Source organism: Coriobacteriia bacterium (assembly GCA_030652115.1).
Lineage (GTDB): Bacteria > Actinomycetota > Coriobacteriia > Anaerosomatales > Anaerosomataceae > UBA6100.
The window spans coordinates 202,625-223,292 of record JAUSBK010000010.1; the positions used below are offsets into that span (position 1 = coordinate 202,625).

23 protein-coding genes are annotated in these 20,668 nt (G+C 67.8%); 3 read left to right on the forward strand and 20 right to left on the reverse strand.

The window, feature by feature from the left end; translation table 11 throughout:
• Positions 1–107 precede the first annotated feature (107 nt).
• Positions 108–1,364 carry a 4Fe-4S binding protein gene (locus Q7W51_08935; protein ID MDO8848493.1) on the forward strand — a complete coding sequence of 419 codons (1,257 nt, stop codon included), beginning with the start codon at positions 108–110 and terminating at the stop codon, positions 1,362–1,364.
• Positions 1,365–1,519: 155 nt separating this feature from the next.
• Here Q7W51_08935 and Q7W51_08940 read toward each other — a convergent pair whose 3' ends face one another.
• Positions 1,520–3,721 carry a diguanylate cyclase gene (locus tag Q7W51_08940; GenBank protein ID MDO8848494.1) on the reverse strand — a complete coding sequence of 734 codons (2,202 nt, stop codon included), beginning with the start codon at positions 3,719–3,721 and terminating at the stop codon, positions 1,520–1,522.
• A gap of 231 nt (positions 3,722–3,952) precedes the next feature.
• Between Q7W51_08940 and Q7W51_08945 the strand changes: the two genes are divergently transcribed.
• Together Q7W51_08945 and Q7W51_08950 are read left to right on the forward strand one after the other, a co-directional pair.
• A complete protein-coding gene (locus tag Q7W51_08945; protein MDO8848495.1) occupies positions 3,953–4,465 on the forward strand; it encodes a DJ-1/PfpI family protein in 513 nt (170 codons plus the stop codon).
• A gap of 24 nt (positions 4,466–4,489) precedes the next feature.
• Positions 4,490–5,026 (forward strand): hypothetical protein, encoded by a 537-nt coding sequence (locus Q7W51_08950; protein ID MDO8848496.1) that lies wholly within the window; start codon positions 4,490–4,492, stop codon positions 5,024–5,026.
• A 41-nt stretch (positions 5,027–5,067) separates the two neighbouring features.
• On the opposite strand, the gene Q7W51_08955 is transcribed toward Q7W51_08950, so the two are convergent.
• The 19 genes from Q7W51_08955 to Q7W51_09045 all read right to left on the reverse strand — a co-directional run bounded on the left by Q7W51_08955 (position 5,068) and on the right by Q7W51_09045 (position 20,667).
• Entirely contained in the window at positions 5,068–5,835 is a 768-nt protein-coding gene (locus Q7W51_08955) for an ABC transporter permease subunit (GenBank protein MDO8848497.1), read from the reverse strand.
• A 1-nt stretch (position 5,836) separates the two neighbouring features.
• Complete coding sequence (locus tag Q7W51_08960; GenBank protein ID MDO8848498.1) at positions 5,837–6,763, reverse strand: ABC transporter ATP-binding protein; 927 nt, start codon at positions 6,761–6,763, stop codon at positions 5,837–5,839.
• The gene (locus tag Q7W51_08965; GenBank protein ID MDO8848499.1) at positions 6,760–7,095 is read right to left on the reverse strand and encodes a PLD nuclease N-terminal domain-containing protein; all 336 of its coding nucleotides are present in this window, start codon (positions 7,093–7,095) and stop codon (positions 6,760–6,762) included. The genes Q7W51_08960 and Q7W51_08965 overlap by 4 nt, the downstream gene beginning before the upstream one ends.
• Positions 7,095–8,006, reverse strand: coding sequence for a DUF1648 domain-containing protein (locus Q7W51_08970; GenBank protein ID MDO8848500.1), 912 nt, complete (start codon positions 8,004–8,006; stop codon positions 7,095–7,097). The genes Q7W51_08965 and Q7W51_08970 overlap by 1 nt, the downstream gene beginning before the upstream one ends.
• Entirely contained in the window at positions 7,999–8,349 is a 351-nt protein-coding gene (locus Q7W51_08975; protein MDO8848501.1) for a PadR family transcriptional regulator, read from the reverse strand. Before Q7W51_08975 ends, Q7W51_08970 begins: the two co-directional genes overlap by 8 nt.
• Positions 8,350–8,485: 136 nt before the next feature.
• The gene (locus tag Q7W51_08980) at positions 8,486–9,034 is read right to left on the reverse strand and encodes an O-acetyl-ADP-ribose deacetylase (protein MDO8848502.1); all 549 of its coding nucleotides are present in this window, start codon (positions 9,032–9,034) and stop codon (positions 8,486–8,488) included.
• Positions 9,035–9,043: 9 nt separating this feature from the next.
• On the reverse strand, positions 9,044–9,436 hold the full coding sequence (locus Q7W51_08985; protein ID MDO8848503.1) for a putative toxin-antitoxin system toxin component, PIN family: 393 nt from the start codon (positions 9,434–9,436) through the stop codon (positions 9,044–9,046).
• Positions 9,429–9,680: a ribbon-helix-helix protein, CopG family gene (locus Q7W51_08990; protein ID MDO8848504.1), complete on the reverse strand. Its 252-nt coding sequence runs from the start codon at positions 9,678–9,680 to the stop codon at positions 9,429–9,431. Before Q7W51_08990 ends, Q7W51_08985 begins: the two co-directional genes overlap by 8 nt.
• Before the next feature lie 91 nt (positions 9,681–9,771).
• A complete protein-coding gene (locus Q7W51_08995; GenBank protein ID MDO8848505.1) occupies positions 9,772–10,920 on the reverse strand; it encodes a DUF3524 domain-containing protein in 1,149 nt (382 codons plus the stop codon).
• Positions 10,917–12,143, reverse strand: coding sequence for a tRNA uracil 4-sulfurtransferase ThiI (thiI, locus tag Q7W51_09000; GenBank protein MDO8848506.1), 1,227 nt, complete (start codon positions 12,141–12,143; stop codon positions 10,917–10,919). Before thiI ends, Q7W51_08995 begins: the two co-directional genes overlap by 4 nt.
• Positions 12,144–12,211: 68 nt before the next feature.
• Positions 12,212–12,460 carry a DNA-directed RNA polymerase subunit omega gene (gene rpoZ / locus Q7W51_09005; protein MDO8848507.1) on the reverse strand — a complete coding sequence of 83 codons (249 nt, stop codon included), beginning with the start codon at positions 12,458–12,460 and terminating at the stop codon, positions 12,212–12,214.
• A 3-nt stretch (positions 12,461–12,463) separates the two neighbouring features.
• A complete protein-coding gene (gene gmk, locus Q7W51_09010) occupies positions 12,464–13,039 on the reverse strand; it encodes a guanylate kinase (GenBank protein ID MDO8848508.1) in 576 nt (191 codons plus the stop codon).
• A gap of 13 nt (positions 13,040–13,052) precedes the next feature.
• Positions 13,053–13,361, reverse strand: a complete 309-nt coding sequence (mihF, locus tag Q7W51_09015) for an integration host factor, actinobacterial type (protein MDO8848509.1) — start codon at positions 13,359–13,361, stop codon at positions 13,053–13,055.
• Positions 13,362–13,484: 123 nt separating this feature from the next.
• Positions 13,485–14,057: an orotate phosphoribosyltransferase gene (gene pyrE, locus Q7W51_09020; GenBank protein MDO8848510.1), complete on the reverse strand. Its 573-nt coding sequence runs from the start codon at positions 14,055–14,057 to the stop codon at positions 13,485–13,487.
• A 2-nt stretch (positions 14,058–14,059) separates the two neighbouring features.
• A complete protein-coding gene (pyrF, locus tag Q7W51_09025; GenBank protein ID MDO8848511.1) occupies positions 14,060–14,767 on the reverse strand; it encodes an orotidine-5'-phosphate decarboxylase in 708 nt (235 codons plus the stop codon).
• Positions 14,768–14,825: 58 nt separating this feature from the next.
• Positions 14,826–15,758, reverse strand: coding sequence for a dihydroorotate dehydrogenase (locus Q7W51_09030; GenBank protein MDO8848512.1), 933 nt, complete (start codon positions 15,756–15,758; stop codon positions 14,826–14,828).
• Positions 15,755–16,570 carry a dihydroorotate dehydrogenase electron transfer subunit gene (locus Q7W51_09035; GenBank protein MDO8848513.1) on the reverse strand — a complete coding sequence of 272 codons (816 nt, stop codon included), beginning with the start codon at positions 16,568–16,570 and terminating at the stop codon, positions 15,755–15,757. Before Q7W51_09035 ends, Q7W51_09030 begins: the two co-directional genes overlap by 4 nt.
• Positions 16,567–19,785, reverse strand: coding sequence for a carbamoyl-phosphate synthase large subunit (gene carB / locus Q7W51_09040; protein ID MDO8848514.1), 3,219 nt, complete (start codon positions 19,783–19,785; stop codon positions 16,567–16,569). The genes Q7W51_09035 and carB overlap by 4 nt, the downstream gene beginning before the upstream one ends.
• A gap of 36 nt (positions 19,786–19,821) precedes the next feature.
• Complete coding sequence (locus Q7W51_09045; GenBank protein MDO8848515.1) at positions 19,822–20,667, reverse strand: universal stress protein; 846 nt, start codon at positions 20,665–20,667, stop codon at positions 19,822–19,824.
• Position 20,668 lies beyond the last annotated feature (1 nt).

Sequence of the window (20,668 nt, forward strand, 5' to 3'; positions counted from 1 at the left end):
ACGCACACAACTTCGGCATGTTCACTACACGATGATGCTGCATACCTAGTAGGGTATACGCACGCCGACGCCTGGCACGGAGCCGGGCAGCCGACACAGGAGGCAGAATGGCCGTCGAGAAGGCCCCTAAGGGCCCCCGCGCCACGGCACGCATTGTCCGTTGGACCGTGCTTGCGGCCGTGCTCGTACTCGTGACCGTGCTCGGGTACCTGCACCAGGTCGTGGGTGTTGGCAAGCCCGTTGGCGTGGACGCGCTGTGCCCCTTCGGTGGGCTCGAGACGCTGTTCTCACTCATCGCTGGCACCGGGCTCATCAAGAAGATCGCCGCCTCCAGCGTGGCGCTGCTCGTTGCGGCCGTGGTGACCGCGCTCGTCTTCCGACGCGCGTTCTGCGGGCGCATCTGCCCGCTTGGCTACCTGCAAGAGCTCTTCGGCGGGATCGGGCGCAAGCTCTTCAAGCGGCGTCTCGAGATGCCCAAGGTGCTTGACCGCCCCGCGCGCTACCTCAAGTACGTGGTGCTCGCCGCCGTCCTGCTGCTCACCTGGAACGCCGGTGAGCTCGTGATCCGCTCCTACGACCCGTGGGTGGCGTACAACCACCTCACGTCGGCCGAGCTGCTCACCGAGAACGGCATCGGCCTCGCCGTGCTCGTGATCGCGCTCGCCGGATCGCTCGTCTACGACCGCTTCTTCTGCAAGTACGCGTGCCCGATGGGTGCGTTCCTCGGCCTCATCTCGAAGGTGAGTATCTTCAAGGTCCGGCGTAACACCGAGACCTGCATCGACTGCAAGGCGTGCGACAAGGCGTGCCCCGTGAACGTGATCGTCTCCGAGGTGGAGACCGTCACCAGCCCCGAGTGCATCGACTGCGGCGAATGCGTGAGCGCATGCCCTGTGGCGGACACGCTCGCGGTGAGCGCACGCGGCAAGAAGGGCCTCTCCCCCGTCACCGCAGGTGTGCTCGCCGTGGGGACGTTCGCGGTGCTCGTAGCGGGTGCCACCGTGACCGACAACTTCGACTGGAAGGTCGCCTCACTGCGCGACCAGATCGAAAGCGGTCAGGGCTCCGGCGAAGGTGAGGGCACCGGCGGCAGCATCGAAGGCCTGCCGTTCGACACCGCTCTCATCAAGGGCAGCACGCCGCTGTCCGAGGTCGTCGAGGCGAGCGGCATCCCGGCAAGCGTGTTCACGCAGGTCTACGGCGTGCCTGAGAGTGAGATGGACTCGGCACTCAAGGACCTCAAGGACGCGTACGGCTGCTCGCCGGGCGAGGTGCGCGCGTTCATCGCGGCCTACTACGAGGACCCCGCGGTCGTCGACACCTGGGAAGTCGGCGCGTTCGAGGAAGCAGAGGGGAACGAGTAGGACGGATGCTACGGCTGGCTGAGGTTCTGGCCGAATGCAAAGTCGTTGGAGTCCACTTCGGTTGAGCCGCTCACTCTAGGGTCCTGCCATTAGACTGGACGCAGAGGAAGATGCGGTGGGCTCTGCCTACCGCTCACCCGGCGAGGTGCGCGCGTTCAGCGAAGCGCACTCTGCGGATCCGGGCCCGCTGCAGCGTGCGGCATGCGTGATGATCGCCTATCGCTCCGACGGGTCCCGCTGACCATCCGTATGAACACGTCGGCCAGTGCGGGGTCGAACTGGGTACCGATGCACAGATCCAGCTCCTGGATCGCGGCGTCGGTCGAGAGCGCGTTGCGATACGGCCGCTCGGAGGTCATCGCGTCGTAGGCGTCGCATAGGGCGAGGATGCGAGCCTCAAGAGGGATGTCCTCCCCGGCGAGGCCGTCGGGGTAACCCGCGCCATCCCACCGCTCGTGATGGCCCCGCACCCACGGCAGTATCTCGTCGAACCGGTTCGAGGCGAGGATCTTCTCTCCGAGTGCCGGATGCTCCTCAATGTCACGTCGCTCCGCGGCGGTGAGGGCGCCCTTCTTCCGAAGAATCGCATCGGCCACGGCGATCTTGCCCACGTCGTGGAGGAGCGCAGCCACCTCGAGCAGCCGGGTGGTGTCGTGCGAGAGCTCGAGGGACTGGGCAACGCGCACGGCAAGCGCGGCAACATTGCGGGAGTGGTACTGCGTCGCGGAATCGCGGGCGTCAACAGCGGCGGCCAACGCCCGCACCGCCGCAAGCTCCGACTGCTCCTCCAACTTGCGGATGCGCTCGTCGGCATCAAGGGCCTCCACGACCTCGCTGTCGTAGAACACCACCGCGTTCTTGCCGTGATACTTGGCCCAGTACTGCGCGCCATCCGCGCGTCTCAGCAGCTCGGCCACCACCGTGGCATCTCGCGGGTACAGCGCAACTCCCATCGATGCTGTTGCCGGTCGTCCATCGGGCGTCTTCACGCCGCCGAGGCGATTGCGAATGCGCTCGCAGACCTCGAGCACGCCTCGCTCCCCCGCGTCCGGTAGGATCATGCCGAACTCGTCTCCGCCAAGACGACACACGGTATCCGAGGCTCTGCAACACGCGGCGAACTCACTGGCGAGCGCCCGCAGCAATGTGTCTCCGCCCGCATGGCCGCACACGCTGTTCACCCGGCTGAAGTCGTCGATGTCGATGACCACCACGCCGAGTTCCTCACGGTGTCGCTCGGCCAGGTCGAGCTCGCAGGCCAATCGCTCGTGGAAGTACCGGTGACCGAGCAGCTGCGTCACGGGGTCGCTCACCGCGCGACTGAACAGGTGACCGTTCTCGATGGCCGTGAGCGCCGAGCGAGCGGCAAGAACGATCGCGAAGGTGACGCCGACTCCGAGGTAGACGGATGCTTCCTGCCCGCCCTCGGGTCGGCTGAACGCGAGCCAGAAGAAGAGGGGGATGAGCGCCGTGTAGACGACCGGAACGATGATGCCCGGGACCATATGCGAGCGCGGGCGCATCCGCGGCATTCCGGCGAGGTCGCGCCCGTCGGCAGGAGCAGCCAGCCGCTCGCGCCCCGCAACGAACAGCGCGTAGGCGCCGGCCATCCAGAACAACTGCACTGCGTCGTCGTACACCAGCGCCGGTCTCACGACCGCACCGAGATACCACAGCGGCCAGAAGAACAGAGCCCCGCCCGCAAGCCCCAGCCCGACAGCGATGAACGAACCCCACCGGGAACGCTTCCGCAACTTGCGTCCGGCGTAGTTGACGAGCATGCCCGCGAGCATGCCGAGCCCGAGTACCGAGAACAGCGGACCGACCACAGTGACCTCGGCCGGAACCGACGGAGGATACAGCGCGGCCAGGTGCCGCCACACGAAGGCATAGCCGGCAACGTACGCCAGCACGCCAACCGCCACGAAATCCACCACATGGCGCACCACAACCGCCCACGAACCCACGCGGAACCCGCTGATACTCAGGGTCGCAACCAGCGTCACGAACGCCCCACCCAGGATCCCGAGGGCGGAAAGCCATGGCCACGGCGGAACCACACCACCGATCACCTCGGAAGATGCCGCGAGCGTCGAGAGCGCGAACCCGCCGGCGCCGACGGCGATGCCAAGCCAGACACGACGCTCCGAGGACCGCAGTCGCCTTGCCACTCGAAGCGACATGACGAGCGCGAGAACGGCGGGCAGAACATACGCAGCCAGTCGCACCGCCGCCCCGACGGACGGGACGGGAGCGACCGAGGGGGCCAGCACGAAGCACGCCGCGAGCGTCACGAAGCCGGCGACCACCATTGGACTGACGGGGCGTTCCGCTACCGAAAGTGGCGCCTGTGTCACACGCTCTCCTGTGCCGCGGTGCGATACCCGAACAGGACCACGACGGCATGTATCGCGCGGACCCTCTTCGTATGGCCGAAGTATAGGCGGGGGGCGGTGCGCTGTCATGCCCACCCGGACGTTCACGTGGCATGTGCGCGGGACTCCCGCACGCCCGCCCTCACCCACGCCTGCGTGTCACCCGCTACGGGTATCATCGGAGGTGACCGCTTCCCACGGAGGTGACCTCCTTTGGCACGCGTACTGATGGTGATCGCGCCCGCGATCTTCCGGGACGAGGAGTACTCCCAGCCCAAAGCCGTGCTCGAAGCGCGCGGCGCCGAGGTGATCACTGCCAGCCGCACACCGGGCATCTGCCACGGCAAGCTCGGCATGACCGCCGAAGCAACGGTGGCGATCGCCGAAGTGGAAGCCGCCGACTACGATGCGGTCGTGTTCGTGGGCGGCGGCGGCGCCGAGGTCTTCTTCGACGACCCGGCCGCCCATCGGCTCGCGCGGCGGGCCCTTGAGGCGGACCGCGTCCTCGGCGCAATCTGCATCGCGCCCTCGATCCTCGCCCGCGCCGGACTGCTCCAGGGCGTGCGAGCTACCGCGTTCGGCAGCCAGCGCGCGGACCTGGTTGCCCACGGCGCCATCTGGACCGGCAGGCCGGTCGAGGTGGACGGCGCCATCGTTACCGCCAATGGCCCCGACGCGGCCCGCGACTTCGGCATGGAGATCGCCGATACGCTCGGCCTGCCCTGATACGCTCGACGAAAGGACGCGACCATGCAGCTTCACATCTACCGCTGCCGCATCTGCGGTGAGGTCTACCTTGGCTACGAAGCGCCTCAGAACTGCCCGTTCTGCGGCGTGAAGGCCGAGTTCCTCGAGGCGCCGGAGAAATACCCTGAGGACATCAACGACATCACGGTCACCGAGACCGAGCGCGCCGACCTCGAGAGCTCGATCGAGATCGAGCGTTCGAACACCCGGTTCTACCTCGGCATGACCGGGCGCAAGGATAACGACACGTTGCGGGCCACGTACAAGCGTCTGGCAAAAGTGGAGGCCGAGCACTGCAGCGTGTTCTGCAAGCTCGCGAAGGTGCACAAGCCGACTGACCTGCTCGCCCCGAGCGAGACCACCGACTCCTGGAAGACCGACATCGAGGAGTCGCTCAAGCGCGAGAACCGCGCCACGGCGCTCTACGCCGAGTTTGCACAGCGGGCTACCAACCCGCGACTGCGGGAGGTGTGGCGGGCGATCTCGGAGGTCGAGGCCGACCACGTCACACTCGACGACCTCGCGCTGACGTACATCTGATGCTCCGGGCGGGGCATCACGCCCCGCCCGCGAGTAAGCCTCTAGAGTTCCCTTCGGCGGAACACGAGCACTGCGACGCCCACACAGAGCGCCATCACCGCGACTGTGGTCACGATCGGCCACCCGAGCGATGCGGCCTCGCCCATCACGAGGTTCGACGGCGCGCCCACCAGCCCGGCCGGCGAGTAGTCGAGCATCGGCGCCCACAGCGTTGCCAGGCTGAGAAGGATGTAGGCGCCAAAGCCGATTCCCGCTGCTCCCGCCTGCGAGTCGAGCGCCGCCGAAAGCAGCTCCATCAGCGCCACGAACATGAGGGCGAACAGGAGCCACACCCCGGTGGCCTCGGCAAGCGGGCCAAGCGGCGCCTCGGCGAAGATGGCGTAGGTGATCCCCCAGGTGGCGAGCGCACCGACGATGACCGGCACCGCCACGAGCGCGGCCTGCGACACGAACTTGGCGAGCACGAACGCCGTGCGCGAGAGCGGCTTGGTGAGCACGAGCGCCGCGGTGCCCGACTTCGTCTCGGAGGAGATGATGCCGCCGAACATGATGATCACCGCGAAGAGCACCATCTGCGACAGGTTCTTGGTCCACTGCATGTACGCGTCCACGTATGTCGGGTCCGGGAGCTGGATGACCACGCCCGGCTGCTGGTCGGTCATGAGCGAGCCGAGGAGCTCGGGGGTGATCTTGGCGAGCGGCGGACCGGAGATCGCGAAGAAGAGCACGATACCGGGCAGCACCCAGATGCGCCACGTGCGGAGGATCTCGCGGAGCTCCTTGCCGAGGAAGGCCGTGAATCCGTTCATCTCACGCCTCACCTCCCACAAGGTCCACGAAGACCTCTTCGAGCGAGACCTCGCCCGCCTCGAGCCGCACGAGACCCACGCCCCGCTCGGCAACCGCCGCGGGGATCGCCACACGCGCGGCCTCGAGATCGCTCACCGAGATCGAGAGCGCGCCGCCATTCACACGGGTGACCTCGCCCGCCCACGCTTCGGCGGCGAATCGCTCGGCGAACTCGTGGGCGCCCTCGGTGACCTCAACGAGCAACCGCGAGGCGCCGTAGCGCGCTTTGAGCTCGTCGATCGGCGACTGTGTGACCACGCGGCCCTCGTGCAGGATCGCGACCGTGTCACACACGCGCTCCACGTCGGCGAGGATGTGCGTGGAGAAGAACACGGTGGTTCTCCCGCCGAGCGACCCGATCATCTCGAGCACCTCTTTGCGCCCGATCGGATCGAGCGCGGAGGTCGGCTCGTCGAGCATCAGCAGCTTGGGCGCATTGATGAGCGCCTGCGCCACGCCGAGCCGCTGCTTCATGCCCCGCGAGTAGCCGCCGATCTTGGCGTGCACGTCCGCAAGGCCGGCTAGGTCGAGCAGTGCCTCCACGCGCGCGTCGAGCGTCTTGGCATCGATGCCGAAGAGCCTCCCCGCGAAGCGCAGGAACTCGGGCGCGGTCATCCACCCGTAGTAGCCGGGGACGTCGGGCAGATAGCCGATGTCGGCACGGACCGCATTGGTGGCGCTCACCACGTCGCGGCCGAACACGCGGGCCTCACCCGACGTGGGCCGCGCAAGCCCGGTCAGGATGCGCAGTGTGGTGGTCTTGCCCGCGCCGTTGGGGCCGAGGAACCCGAAGACCGACCCTTCGGCCACCGTGAGGTCCACCGAATCGAGCGCGCGCTTCTCGCCGTAGGCCTTCGTGAGGCCGCGTATCTCGATTGCAGCGCTCACTCGGCGTCACTTCCACTGCCGTAGAGCACGTCGGCCGCACGCGCGGCGCGGTCACCGGCGGCAGGTGCGCCTTCGGCAGCCGTAGACAGCGGGTCCACCGCAGCCGCGGGCTTGCGACCGGCCGCGAGGAACGCGATCGCGCCGACGAGGTTCACGAACAGGATGATGATCACCCATGGCCACTTCTTGCCGAAGACGAGCTGCTCATCCGGCGTCCGGAACAGCTTGAACAGCGCGAAGACCTCCACGCCGATCTGCACCACGGCAAGCGCGATAAGCCCGATCTGCAGCCCCGCCGGAATGTCGCCCCATGCGATTTGCGTACCCATCATCAGTTCCCTTCTCGATCATCGTTGAGGCTCGCACGCCAGTCGGCGCGCAGCCCCAAACGAACAGGCACGTACAGAAGCAGGAACGAGAGCGCGAGTCCTACGAGGATCGGCACCACGATGAGGTTGCCACTGGCACCGCCGTCCGCATCGGCCACGGTGATGATCGTGAGGCCGAGGCCGAGCGGCGCGATCAGGCCGAGTGCGGCCGACGAGAGCACGAGGCTACGCGCGGGAACGCGCCGCCACAGCGCGCGGACGTCGGTGATCGCAACGGGAAGCACGGTGAGCACCGCCACGAGCCCGAACGAGAACGCCTTCGACGCCCAGTCGTCCGGTGCTCCGGAGAGGCCCCAGTGCACCGGCACCTCGGCGGGAAGCGAGCTCCACGACACCGCCATGAGCACCGCGGTCGCGGTGGCGATCACCGCAGGGATCGCGAACGCTATCCACACGGCGGCCGACGGGATGCGCTCGAACAGCTCATCGCCCACGTCGTCCGGCCGAAGCAAGCCAAGCTTCACCGCGAGCGCGCCGAAGTTGATGGTCCAGCCCAGGCCGAAGAGGCGCGGCGTGAAGATGTGGGGATCTGCCGGATTCCACATGCGGCTGCTGATCCGGTCGACCGAGGCGCCACGGAAGTCGTACGGCATCCCGAGCAGCCGGCCCTGCGGCTGCGATGAAGCGTCGTCCAGCTCCCCGCCCGACCCGCCGAGCGCCTCGCGGATACTCCGCGCGTACTCATGCGGGTCGCCGAGCGCGTACACCGCGGCCGCCTCGCCCACGCGCGCCGCATCGTCGGCAAGCAGCGACTGGAGTTCGGCGAGCGCCTCGTCACGGTCGCGGCTCCGGAGCCCGGCCAGATCTGCGCCGACGGCGGTCACGAATCCTGCTATCGTGCTCGGCTCAGTCATCGCCCTCGGCCCTCGTGAGCAGCCGTTCGACCGTCTCGGACAGATCGCGCCATGAGGCGCTCATCTCCGCCAGCTCGCCTTTGCCCTGCGCGGAGAGCCGATAGTACTTGCGCGGCGGCCCCACCGGCGATTCGCGCCAGGTGGTTTCGACCGACCCCGCCTTCTTGAGGCGTGAGAGCAGCGGGTACACCGTGCCCGCGCTCGCCTCCAGCCCCGCGTGCTCGCCGAGGCGGTCCACGATCTCCACGCCGTACAGCTCGCCGGAGTCCAGCAGCGCAAGGATGACGAGCTCGAGCGCGCCCTTTCGGAACTGCGAGACCCGACTGTCGCGCTCGGCGGCCATGTGGCGTTCTCGTCCGTCCTGCCGAAGTGATTGGTACTGCCAACTACCTTGTATCACATGCTAGTTGGTGATGCAAGATAGCGTTCGAATCGGACGTGCAAGGGTTCGGAGCTCACCGCGCCGGCGCGCCGGGCGATCAGCGGAGATCGTTAAGCGCGGCACGGTACGCGCTATACGTTCGCTCGTCGAAGAGCACGAACGTTACCTCACGCACCGAACGCGCCTCGTCGCGCAGGAAGCGCTTCACTTCGGCCAGCGCGACTTCCGCGGCTTCGGCGAGCGGATAGCCGTACGCGCCGGTCGAGATCGACGGGAACGCGATCGTGCGCAGACTGTAGCTCTCGGCCACGCGCAGGCTCTCGCGGTACGCGCTCGCGAGCGTGACGGCCTCCCCTGCCCCGCCGCCGTGCCACACGGGGCCCACGGTATGTATGAGGTGCTTCGCCGGCAGATGGCCGCCACCGGACTTCACGGCCTGCCCCGGCGACAGCGAGCCCCGCTGGGCCACGATCGCCTTGCACTCGTTGTAGATGGCGGAGCCACCGGCGCGATGGATGGCGCCGTCCACGCCGCCGCCGCCGAGCAGCCCGGGGTTCGCGGCGTTCACGATCGCGTCCACGTGCTGGCGCGTGATGTCGTCGATTACGAGGCGGAGTGTGCGTGTGCCGATGGTGAGTTCGTCCATGTGCGGTTCCTACCCGATGATCAGGCTGGACACGCGGACGATCGGCACACCTTCGTATTCGCCGAGGTCGAGCAGATGGTGGTCGCCCGAGACGATCATCTCGGCGCCACCCTCCACCGCGCACTCCAGCACGCGATTGTCGGCCTCATCGGCAATGACATGCAGCGTCACCTCGGGACGGATCATCTCCGCGAGCCGCGCGAGCTGCTGGAGCGCCGCGCGCACGCGATCGTCATCGTAGCCGAGCACGTCGTAGAGCTTGTCCGCGAACTCCGTCAGTAGCGCCGGTGAGGTGATCAGCCCGTGCTGGCCGTCGATGATCGCACGCATCAACTCGGCGGGCTTGCCGCCGAATCCGTACGCTGAGATAAGCACGTTGGTATCGAGAACGAGCCTAGACACCGCGCGCCTCATGGATCAGTCGCTCCACGTCTGCCTCGGTGCGCACCGCCCGCACACGCGCGCGCTCACGCCCATATGCGGCGAGGTCCTCAAAGGCCACAAGCTCCCGGTCGCGCTTGTACACGCGCACCATCTCGCGAAAGAGCTCACTGCGGGTGCGCCCCTCGGCGGCGGCGATCCTCTCGACGTCCTCGATGACCTCGGGTGGAACGGAGAACCCGATCGTCTTTGCGATGCGTGGCATGATCGCTCCGTTTCTAACGGTTTACAACCATGCAGAGTGTAGGGCGAGCTGCAGAGCCGGGTCAAGCACGGGTGACGCTGCTGACCGTGCCCTAACCTCGCACGACAGCCTCGAACACCTCGGCGTAGCGCGGTACGAGCGCATCGAACGTGAACGGCTCCGCGAGCGCGCGGTATCCGCCCGGCTCCGTGCGGTGGGTGATCGCACCCCGCAGCCGGGCCACGAGCTCGCCCGGCGACGCGTAGCGGCACTCGGCGGGGTAGAGCTCCGGATACGCCAGACCGTCGGGCACGACCGGTGTGCAACCCGCGTAGCACGCCTCGAGCATCGCCAGGCCGAAGAACTCGTTGCGCGCAGTGGAGACCGCCACGTCCGCGCTCGCCAGCAGGCGTGCGTACGCCTCACGCGACTCGGGCTCGCCGAGGTGCACCAGCCGGTCGCCGAGCGCCGCGGCCGCCTCGGCCATCAGCGGCTCGGTCTCGCGGAACGACTGGCCGGCCACGGCCACCTCGAAGTCGAGGCCTTCGGCGGCGAGCGTCCCTGCGGCTGCGAAGAACGCCTCCGGGTCCTTGTCGTGCTCCCAGCGGTGCGGCCAGATGATGCGCGGGCGGGCGCCGCGCTCTGGCAGTGCGGCATCGAAGACGGCAGGGTCGAACGGCGGCGGAAGCACCTCTGCGTGCCCGGCGATGCGCGCCGGGACGCCCTTCGGTTGGTGATCGGGGAACTCGCGCAGGAAGCCGGGAATCTCGGCGAGGAAGCCGTCGAGGTTGTACCGCGTGTTGAAGAGGCAGCGGTCCGCGGTGAGCGCGCTCGTGATGTTGGTGAGCGCGAACTGGTAGTCCCACTCGGCAGTGTGGCGGTTCGGATAGAGCAGCTGGTTCTCGTGGAAGTACACGATGCGCGGAACGCCTGCCACCGCTTCTCCCGCGAGCGCCACGAACTCGGCGAGGTTCACGAAGGTGCTGGCGTAGATGAGGTCCCACGCGCGATCGGGACGCCGACGCCCCGGCTCGCCGACGGGGTGCGCCTCGCACCAGGTGCCGGCGAGCGAGCGCACCTCCTCGGCCATGGTGATCGCCGAGCCGCGCATGCGCCACTTCCACTTGCGCGCAGGCAGCGTGAGCAGGTCGAATGTGAAGCCGAGCGGCGTGAGGCACTCAACGAGCCCGTCCAGCACGGCGCGGTGCGAGCCGCCGTAGTACGGCTCGAGCGCGAGTACGCGCAGCGGCCCCGTGCTCATCGCTGCCCCATGCGCGGCGCGCGGTACGACACCGACGGGAAGTCCACATGCGTGGCGCCAGCGAGCGCCTGGGCGACGAGAGCGGGGATGTCGAGACCGGCCTCGCCCTCGGCGATCTCCTCGTGTCGCGCATGCGTCTGCGGCCGACGCGGCATGAAGAGCGTGCAGCAGTCGTCATCGGTTGCGATCGAGAGCTCGTAGGTGCCGAGCGCGCGGGCCTCAGCCACGATCTCCTGCTTGTCACTGCCGATGAGCGGCCGGAAGACCGGGAGCGTGGCGACTGCATCCACGACCGCGATGTTCTCGAGCGTCTGCGATGCAACCTGTCCCAGACTCTCCCCCGTTACGAGCGCCCTGGCACCCTCGACTCGCGCCAGAGCCTCGGCGACTCTAACCATCAACCTGCGGTAGAGAAGCACCCTGATATCCGGCGGCGCGTCGAGTGAGATCGTCCGCTGCACGGCGCCGAACGGGATCACGAAGAGGCGGCCCATCCCCCCGCCCGGCACCAGCACGCGCGCCAGATCCTCCACCGCGCGCTCCGACGTGCCCACCGTCTGGGGCCGCCCCGAGAAGTGCACGCCCACGATCGTCGCCCCGCGCCTCATGACGCGCCATGCCGCCACCGGAGAATCGATGCCGGCGGAGAGCAGCGCCATCACCTTGCCCGACGTGCCCACGGGCAGGCCACCCGGGCCGTCCACGCGCTCGGCATGGACGTACGCGGCACCCTGGACCACCGCGATGCGCACCATGAGGTCCGGCGCTGAGAGGTCGACCGCAAGCCCGGTGCCCTCACGCACAACGTCGCCGACCCTGCGGTTCATATCCATGCTGCATTCCGGGTAGTCGGTGGCCGAGCGGCGCGCCTCGATCCCGAAGGTGCGGATCGCCCCGCCCCGGCGAGCGATCTCGGCACGGGCGAGCTCAAGTGCGGCCGACGCGATAGCCTCGGGTGTCTGCTCGACCTCCATGCCGATTGCCGCGTAGGAAATGCCGGGCGTACGGGCGAGCGCGGCGGCCACGTCCGGAGCCGAGGAGTCGTCGTTGATGCGCACGAGCACCCTGCTCGCGATGCGCCCGACCTCGGCCGAGGGGATGTCGCGGAGTGCCCACTTGATGTTCGTCTCGAGGCGGCGCTCGAACGAGCCGCGGTTCAGGCCCTTGAGACCGATCTCGTGGTAGTGAACGAGCGCGACACGCACCTGACGATCACCCCTCATCAGCAACGATGCCCCGGTTCCGCGCATGCGGCCGGGGCATCATGTTCGCAGAGCAGAGGGCGGTGGGGCTACTTGTAGCTCTCCTTGACCCGCTCGTAGCTCACGTCACCGCTCGCGATCTCATCGAGCGCGAGGGTGAGCGGCTTGGTGCTCGTGATCTGGGCGATCTGCGGGGCCTGCATGGTGAGCAGTGCCTGGTCGCGAACACCGTGGATCATGTCGTTGATCTGGCGCGCACGCTTGGCGGCCACGATGCAGAGCGTGTACTTGGAGTCGACCTTCTCGAGCAAGAGATCGATCTCAGGCTTGATGACCATGGTTTATGAACATCCTTCGCCGCTTCGGAGGGATTCGATGATGCCGACCAGTTGATCGGTGGCCCGGGCAACATCATCGTTTTCTACCACATGATCGTATGTCTCCACAAGCTGGAGCTCCCGAACGGCGGTCGCGAGACGCGTCTTGATCTGCTCGTCGTTCTCGGCGCCACGCGCCCTGATCCGGCGCTCGAGCTCCTCGATCGACGGTGCGATGATGAACACGAGCACGGCATCCGGCATGAGCTCCTTGACCTGCATGGCACCCTGCGGGTCGATCTCCAGAATCACATCCAGCCCGCGATCGCAGTGCTCGCGCACGGTGGAAGCGAGCGTGCCGTAGCGGTTCCCGTGGACCTCGGCCCACTCCAGGAACTCGCCGGCCTCGATCCTGTCGGCGAACTCCTCGGCCGAGAGGAAGTAGTAGTCCTCGCCCTCCACCTCGTGCGGGCGCGGCGAACGCGTGGTGGCGGACACGGACACCCACAGACCCGGAACCCTGGCGACCAGCCGGTCCACCAGGGTCCCTTTTCCGGCGCCCGAAGGACCGGAGATGATGACGAGTGAGCCTTTCGGCATAGAGGCAGACGCTCTAGCCGAGGCGCTGCATGAGCAGCTCGCGCTGACGGGCGCCAAGGCCCTGGACGCGGCGGCTGTCGGAGATCTCGAACTCGGCCATGATCTTGGCTGCCTTGGCCTTGCCGTAGCCCGGGAGGCTCTCGAGCAGCGTGGCGACCTTCATGCGCGCGACGACGGGATCGTCCGACTTCTTCATGACGTCAGCAAACGACGTCTTCCCGCTCTTGATCTTCTGGCGGAGATCAGCGCGTGCCTGGCGCGCCTGGGCGGCCTTCTCGAGGGCCTTCTTGCGGTCCTCCGGAGACAAGTTCGGCAGAGCCATTGTTCCTCCTCGCGGGTTCGTGCACATGCACACGGTCGGTTCCACCATCGCCGCGGCGAACGGGAACCGTTGCGTCACAGCGGGTTGATGATACCCCTGACCTGCGAGGATGCCAACCCTGTGTTACGCAAGACGGCGGCTTCCGGGCGAATCGATGGGCGTTCCAGCCGCACATTGGGGGCAGTTCTGCGGCTCCATAGACTCAACCTCAAGTTTAAGGAGAGGGCGGTACTCGGCGTTGAACGCCTTGTCTCCGCCGCGGTCGATGATCGACGTTACCGCAGCGACGACTCCCCCGCCCTCGCGCACCAGCTCGATGACCTCGGCCACGCTCCCACCTGTCGTGACCACGTCTTCCACGACCAGCACGCGCTCGCCGGGACGCACGGCAAAGCTGCGACGGAACGTCATCACGCCCTGCTGGCGCTCGCTGAAGATGAACTTGACGCCGAGTGCCTGAGCCACGGCGAAGCCGATGATGATGCCGCCGACCGCCGGAGCGGCCACAAGATCGATCTGCCGGTCAGCAACGGATGCGGCCATCGCCCGGGCGAGTCGCGTAGTGAGCGCCGGATCCTCGAGCACGCGCGCGCACTGGACGTAGGTGTCCGAGTGCCGCCCGCTCGTGAGCTGGAAGTGCCCGTGCAGGATGGCTCCCGCTTCCTTGAGCGCCGCGAGGACGTCTGCGTCGGTCATCGTCATGAGGCCATCTCCTTCACGATCGCTTCGGCTGCTGCCGCCGGATCCGCGGCGCCGGTGACGGGCCGCCCGACGACCAGATGCGACGCACCCGCAGCGATCGCCTCGGCCGGGGTCGCAGTCCGGGCCTGGTCTCCCGCGTCCTCGTCGGCGGGACGCACGCCCGGTGTCACCACAAGCGCGTCTGTGCCGAGGAGCGTGCGCATCGCTTCGGCCTCCACGGGCGAGCAGACCACGCCGTCGCAGCCCGTGTCGCGCGCAAGCGTCGCCAGCGCGGCGACCTGCTCGGCCGAGGTGGTCGAGACGCCGATCTCGGCAAGCGCGGCGTCATCGAGGCTGGTGAGCACGGTGACGGCGAGGATGTTCGGTCGTGGCGCCTTGAACTTCTCGGCGGCCGCCGTTGTGGCGCCCACAGCGGCCTCGAGCATCGCGCGCCCGCCCGAGGCGTGCACCGTGAACATGTCGGCGCCCGCGCGGGTGAGCGTACGGCACGCGCCCTCGACCTGGTGCGGGATGTCGTGGAGCTTGAGGTCCACGAACACCTTGAAGCCCATCGCGCGCAGGTCCCGCACGATCTGCGGGCCCTCGGCGTAGTAGAGCGTCATGCCGACTTTCACCCAGCCCACGCGACCGCGCAACGTGCGCGCCATCGCGAGCGCGCGCTCGGCGTCGGGCAGGTCCAGTGCGACGATGATCCGGTCTCTCATAGTGTCCCCTTGCACTCGCACGCGGCATCCGGCCGCCTCGCCGGTCGCCGCGACTCTGTCAGGCCTGGCGTTCGGGCCAGGCTGCACCGGTCAGGTCGCTCACGCGGGCGATCCCGCGCTCCTCGCAGAAGTGCCGCAAGCCCTCGGCAACCGCAGCAGATGCCGTCGGGTCGACGAAGTTCGCCGTACCCACGGCCACGGCCGTCGCGCCCGCGAGCATGAACTCGGCCGCATCGGCAGCCGACATGATTCCGCCCATCCCGATCACCGGCACGGCCACCGCGCGCGCGACCTGCCAGACCATCCGAACAGCCACCGGCCGGATCGCCGGCCCCGAGAGGCCGCCCACGCCGCGTGCGAGCTTCGGCCGGAAGGTGCGCGTGTCGATCGCCATGCCCAGTAGCGTGTTGATGAGGCTCACGGCATCTGCACCTTCGGCCTCAACTGCACGCGCGATCTCTGCGATGTCGGTGACGTTCGGGCTTAGCTTCACGATGAGCGTCTTGGTGGTGGCTGCCCGCACCGCCCTCACGACCTCGGCGGCGGCCGGGCACGACGTACCGAAGGCCATGCCGCCGGCGTCCACGTTCGGGCACGAGATGTTGAGCTCGAAGGCCGCGATGTCCGGTTCCGCATCCAGCCGTTCGGTCACGGCCACGTACTCGGCCACGCTGTGACCCACGAGGTTCACGATCACCGGCACGTTCTGGGTAGCGAGCCAGGCCAGGTCATTCGCGCAGAAGGCCGCAACACCGGGGTTCTGCAGGCCGATGGAGTTGAGCATGCCCGAAGGCGTCTCGGCGATGCGGGGGCTGTCGTTGCCCGCCCAGGGCTCGAGCGACACGCCTTTGGTGACCACGGCGCCGAGCTGCGCGAGCTCCATGAAGTCCGCGTACTCGCGCCCCGAGCCGAAGGTGCCCGAGGCGGTCATCACCGGGTTGCGAAGCTCGAGCTCGCCAATCCGCACGCGCATGTCCACGGTGCCGGTCACTCCCCTGCCTCCGGGTCCTCGGACGGGTCCCACAGCACTTCGGCGGCGTCGAACACCGGGCCGTCCACGCACGCGCGCTTGCGGCCGTTCACCGTCGTTACCACGCACGACAGGCACGCGCCTACGCCGCACGCCATGAGGCGCTCGAGCGATACCTGACATGGGATGCCCGCCGCGGCCGCCTGAGCCACCACGATGCGCTGCATCGGTTCCGGGCCGCACACGTACACGACATCAGGCCGGGCTTTGCGCATGAGGCCGTCGGTGAGTGCAGTCACGAACCCGCACGTGCCCGCCGAACCGTCGTCAGTGGCTACCTCGGTCCGCCGACACGTGGCCTCGAAGAGGTCGCGCGCGAGCAGGCGATCGGCTGTGGGCGCACCGTGTGCGAGCGTCGTCGCCACGCCCAGGCGAGCGAGTTCCTCCACCAGCATGCCCATGGGAGCTGCACCCAGGCCGCCGGCCACGACGAGCGCGTGTGCGACGCCCTCGGGCACCCACCACCCGCGTCCGAGCGGGCCGATGAGGTCCATGACCACGCCGGGCGCAGCCTCGGCGAGCACACGCGTGCCGCGCCCGACCACCTGGTAGAGGATCTCGAGGCGGCCCGCCTCGGCGCGGTAGACCGAGAACGGGCGGCGCAGGATGAAGTCGGCACCCTCGGCTATGCGCAGATGCACGAACTGCCCCGGAGCGATCGCGGCCGCCGTGCGCGGTGCGTCCAGCACCACCATCCCGACGCCCTCGGCGACGCGCTCGTTCGCAACGATCGTGGCGTGCTCGGTCGCCGGTCGCTGGCGCGTGTCGCTCACTCCGCCTCCCCGTTGAAGTCCTGGAGCGCGATCACGTCGAGATTGCCGCGGATGATCGCCTCGATGGCGGCGGCGCTCGCCTGTGCGGCGGCAAGCGTCGTGATGTTGCTGACGCCGTGCTGCACGGCGGCGGTGCGAATGTGGTACCCGTCCGAGCGCGTCTCGCGGCCGAACGGCGTGTTGATGACCAGCTGTACCTCGCCGTTCACGATGCTGTCGACCACGTTCGGGCGGCCTTCGTGCACCTTGCGCACGCTCTCGACCGGGATGCCCGAGGCCTGCAGGAGGCGCGCCGTACCCTTGGTGGACATGATGCGGAAGCCGAGCGCGTGCAGCTGGCGCGCCACCGGCACCATGGCACGCTTGTCGCGATCGCACACCGATATGAACGCCGCGCCCTCGCGCGGCAGCGAGTAGTCGATCGCGAGCTGGCTCTTGCCGTACGCGCTCGGGAAGTCGTGCGCCACACCCATGACCTCGCCGGTGGACTTCATCTCCGGGCCGAGCACGCTGTCGGTGCCCGGGAAGCGGCCGAAGGGCATGACTGCTTCCTTCACGCAGTACCGCCCGAGCTCGCGACCCTCGGCGGGCAGCGCCATCTCGGCGAGCTTCTCGCCCGCCATCACGCGTGCCGCCACCTTGGCGAGCTGCACGCCGGTCGCCTTGCTCACGAACGGCACGGTCCGGCTGGCGCGCGGGTTGACCTCGAGCACGTAGACGGCCTCGTCCTTCACCGCGAACTGCACGTTCATCAGTCCGCGAACGCCAAGTTCGAGCGCGAGCGCGCGGGCGTGCTCGGTGATGCGCTCGACGGTCTCCTCGCCGAGCGAGAACGGCGGGATGCAGCAGGCCGAGTCACCCGAGTGGATGCCCGCCTCCTCGATGTGCTCCATCACGCCGCCGATGTAGACGGTCTCACCGTCGCACACCGCGTCCACGTCGACCTCGATGGCGCCCTCGAGAAAGCGGTCGAGCAGCACGGGATGGTCGGGTGAGACCTCCGTGGCCTTCTGCACGTAGCGCAGCAGGTATTCCTCGTTGTAGGCGATCACCATGCCGCGCCCGCCGAGCACGTAGCTCGGACGCACGAGCAGCGGGTAGCCGATGCGCGCGGCGACCTCCACGGCCTCCTCGAGTGTGCGCGCGGTGCCGGCCGCCGGATACGCGATCCCGAGCCGATCGAGCACTTCCGAGAACCGCTGCCGATCCTCGGCCAGGTCGATCGCTTCAGGCTTGGTGCCGAGGATCGGCACGCCCGCCTGCTCGAGCGCGTGAGCCAGCTTGAGAGGCGTCTGCCCGCCGAAGGTCACGAGCACGCCGTCGGGACGCTCCACCTCGATGATGTCCATGACGTCCTCGAAGGTGAGCGGCTCGAAGTAGAGCTTGTCCGAGGTGTCGTAGTCGGTGGAGACCGTCTCCGGGTTGCAGTTGACCATGATGGTCTCGAACCCGGCCTCGGCCAGTGCGTAGGCCGCGTGCACGCAGCAGTAGTCGAACTCGATGCCCTGCCCGATGCGGTTCGGTCCCGCGCCGAGGATCATCGCCTTCTTGCGCTCCGAGGGATGCGCCTCGTTCTCCTCTTCGTACGTCTTGTAGTAGTAGGGTGTGGCCGCAAAGAACTCCGCTGCGCAGGTGTCGACCGCCTTGAAGGTAGCCGTCACGCCCAGGTCGAGCCTTGCTCGCCGGACGTCACCCTCAAGCGTTCCTGTAAGGTACGCGATCTGCGCATCCGACATCCCGTGCTGCTTGGCTTTCCGCAGCTCAGAGCCGTCGAGTGAATCGAGCGAGCGATCACGGATCGAACTCTCCACCTCGACCATACGGCGCACCTGCTCGCAGAACCACGGGTCGATCCGCGTGATCTCGGCAACCCAGTCCGTGGTGCGTCCCCGGCGGAACGCCTCGGCCATGTAGAACACCCGCTGCTCGTTCGGCACCGCAAGGTGCTCGTCGAAGCGATGCTCGTCGAAGGAGTCCTTGCCGTCGGCGCCCAGGCCTCCGCGACCGTTCTCGAGCGAACGCAGCGCCTTGCCGAGCGCCTCGGGGAACGTCCGGCCCATCGCCATGACCTCACCCACGCTCTTCATGCGCGTGGTGAGCGTGGTGTCTGTTCCGGGAAACTTCTCGAACGCCCAGCGTGGCACCTTCACGACCGTGTAGTCGATGGATGGCTCGAAGCTCGCGGGCGTGGCCTTCGTGATGTCGTTGGGAATCTCATCAAGGGTATAGCCCACCGCAAGCTTCGCCGCGATCTTCGCGATAGGGAAGCCAGTGGCCTTGGACGCCAGCGCGGAAGAGCGCGACACGCGCGGGTTCATCTCGATGACGAACAGCCGGCCGTCGGCGGGGTTCACCGCGAACTGCACGTTGCTGCCGCCGGTCTCCACCCCGATCTCGCGCATGATCGCGAAGGAGGCGTCCCGCAGCACCTGGTACTCACGGTCGGTGAGCGTGAGCGCGGGCGCCACGGTGATGCTGTCGCCGGTGTGGACGCCCATGGCGTCGAAGTTCTCGATGGAGCACACGATCACGCAGTTGTCCTTGCGATCGCGCATCACCTCCATCTCGAACTCCTTCCAGCCGATCACGCTCTCCTCCACGAGCACCTCGCCTACTGGCGAGAGCGCAATGCCGCCCGCACAGATCTCGCGGAGCTCGTCGATGTTGTACGCGATGCCGCCGCCCGCGCCGCCGAGCGTGAAGCTCGGCCGGACGACTACCGGCCAGCCGACCGAGGCCACGAACTCCTCGGCATCCGCGATCGCATAGACGTACGCCGAACGCGGCGTGTCGAGCCCAATCGCCCGCATCGCCTCGCTGAAGAGCCTCCGGTCCTCACCCTTCTTGATGACCGGCAGCGTCGCGCCGATGAGCTCGACACCGTACTTGTCGAGGATCCCGGCCTCGGCGAGTGCCACCGCGCAGTTGAGTCCGGTTTGCCCGCCGAGGGTGGGCAGAAGCGCGTCAGGACGCTCCTTGGCGATGACCTTCTCGACGAACTCGACGGTGATCGGCTCCACGTACGTGCGATCCGCGAACTCGGGGTCGGTCATGATCGTGGCCGGGTTGCTGTTCACGAGCACGACCTCGAAGCCGTCCTCACGCAACACCTTGCACGCTTGGGCGCCCGAATAGTCGAACTCGCACGCCTGGCCGATCACGATCGGTCCGGAGCCGATAATGAGGATCTTCTTGATGTCGTCTCTGCGGGGCATGGGTTCCTTGACGGTCGAGGGCTGGCGGGACCTGCCTTACGGCACGATGAGAACGGGGCAGCTCGCCTGCCGCAGCAGCGTCATCGAGACACTGCCGAGCAGCACTTCCTGCACGGCGTTGCGGCCACGCGTTCCGACGATCACGCCGGTCGCGCGACGTTCGTCGATCTCCTTCAGAATCCCGGGGATCGGGGCCTCCTGCGTGGTCGTGGGACTCGACGTGATCCCCTGCTGACTGCACATCGCCTGCAGGTTCTTGAGCTGGAACTCGGCCCCTTCCGAAGCGCGCCGCAGCTTCTCGCCGGTGAGCGCCGGATCAATCGCATGGACGAGGAACAGGTGCTTGATGACGCCCTTGGGCAGGTCGATCGCAACCGTGAACGCACGTGCGGCCGACAGCGAGAAGTCCGTGGGGAGCACGATCTTCTCTCCGAAGTGCCGAAGCAGCGATTCGGGCGAACTCTGGTTGCGGAGCAGGTCGAAGCGCACCACGAGGTGCGGGATCGTCGCGTCGCGCAGCAGGCGCTCGGATACCGAGCCTGCGAGCAGCTGGTCCATCACCGTCTTGGCGTGCGAGCCGTAGACGACGCCGTCTACCTGGCTCTCGATCGCGAGCGCACCGATCTCCTCGACCGTGTCGCCGGTGGCGACCCGGACCTCGACGAGCAGTCCCGCCGCCTCCAGTTCGGGAGCGAATGCGCGGATCGCCTCGAGCGCCTCGTCCACACGCTGTGCGATGAGATGCCCTTCCACGCCCGGGACCTCGACCACGTGAGCGAGGATGACCCGCCGGACCCCGATAGAGGGCAGTCCCTTGGCGAACGCCAGTATGAGCGCGTTGTCTTCGGTGAAGTCGACCGGCAGGAGTACTGTTCGCAGCATC

What these genes read in the sequence shown, in the direction of transcription:
- Q7W51_08995 (MDO8848505.1), bottom strand. Translation starts at nt 10,920, where the DNA reads ATGAGCACGGGGCCGCTGCGCGTACTCGCGCTCGAGCCGTACTACGGC.
- Q7W51_08935 (MDO8848493.1), top strand. Translation starts at nt 108, where the DNA reads ATGGCCGTCGAGAAGGCCCCTAAGGGCCCCCGCGCCACGGCACGCATT.
- rpoZ (MDO8848507.1), bottom strand. Translation starts at nt 12,460, where the DNA reads ATGGTCATCAAGCCTGAGATCGATCTCTTGCTCGAGAAGGTCGACTCC.
- carB (MDO8848514.1), bottom strand. Translation starts at nt 19,785, where the DNA reads ATGCCCCGCAGAGACGACATCAAGAAGATCCTCATTATCGGCTCCGGA.
- pyrE (MDO8848510.1), bottom strand. Translation starts at nt 14,057, where the DNA reads ATGACCGACGCAGACGTCCTCGCGGCGCTCAAGGAAGCGGGAGCCATC.
- Q7W51_08950 (MDO8848496.1), top strand. Translation starts at nt 4,490, where the DNA reads ATGCAGCTTCACATCTACCGCTGCCGCATCTGCGGTGAGGTCTACCTT.
- Q7W51_08975 (MDO8848501.1), bottom strand. Translation starts at nt 8,349, where the DNA reads ATGGCCGCCGAGCGCGACAGTCGGGTCTCGCAGTTCCGAAAGGGCGCG.
- Q7W51_09045 (MDO8848515.1), bottom strand. Translation starts at nt 20,667, where the DNA reads ATGCTGCGAACAGTACTCCTGCCGGTCGACTTCACCGAAGACAACGCG.
- Q7W51_08990 (MDO8848504.1), bottom strand. Translation starts at nt 9,680, where the DNA reads ATGCCACGCATCGCAAAGACGATCGGGTTCTCCGTTCCACCCGAGGTC.
- Q7W51_08955 (MDO8848497.1), bottom strand. Translation starts at nt 5,835, where the DNA reads ATGAACGGATTCACGGCCTTCCTCGGCAAGGAGCTCCGCGAGATCCTC.
- Q7W51_08965 (MDO8848499.1), bottom strand. Translation starts at nt 7,095, where the DNA reads ATGATGGGTACGCAAATCGCATGGGGCGACATTCCGGCGGGGCTGCAG.
- pyrF (MDO8848511.1), bottom strand. Translation starts at nt 14,767, where the DNA reads ATGAGAGACCGGATCATCGTCGCACTGGACCTGCCCGACGCCGAGCGC.
- gmk (MDO8848508.1), bottom strand. Translation starts at nt 13,039, where the DNA reads ATGCCGAAAGGCTCACTCGTCATCATCTCCGGTCCTTCGGGCGCCGGA.
- Q7W51_08980 (MDO8848502.1), bottom strand. Translation starts at nt 9,034, where the DNA reads ATGGACGAACTCACCATCGGCACACGCACACTCCGCCTCGTAATCGAC.
- thiI (MDO8848506.1), bottom strand. Translation starts at nt 12,143, where the DNA reads ATGAGGGGTGATCGTCAGGTGCGTGTCGCGCTCGTTCACTACCACGAG.
- mihF (MDO8848509.1), bottom strand. Translation starts at nt 13,361, where the DNA reads ATGGCTCTGCCGAACTTGTCTCCGGAGGACCGCAAGAAGGCCCTCGAG.
- Q7W51_08970 (MDO8848500.1), bottom strand. Translation starts at nt 8,006, where the DNA reads ATGACTGAGCCGAGCACGATAGCAGGATTCGTGACCGCCGTCGGCGCA.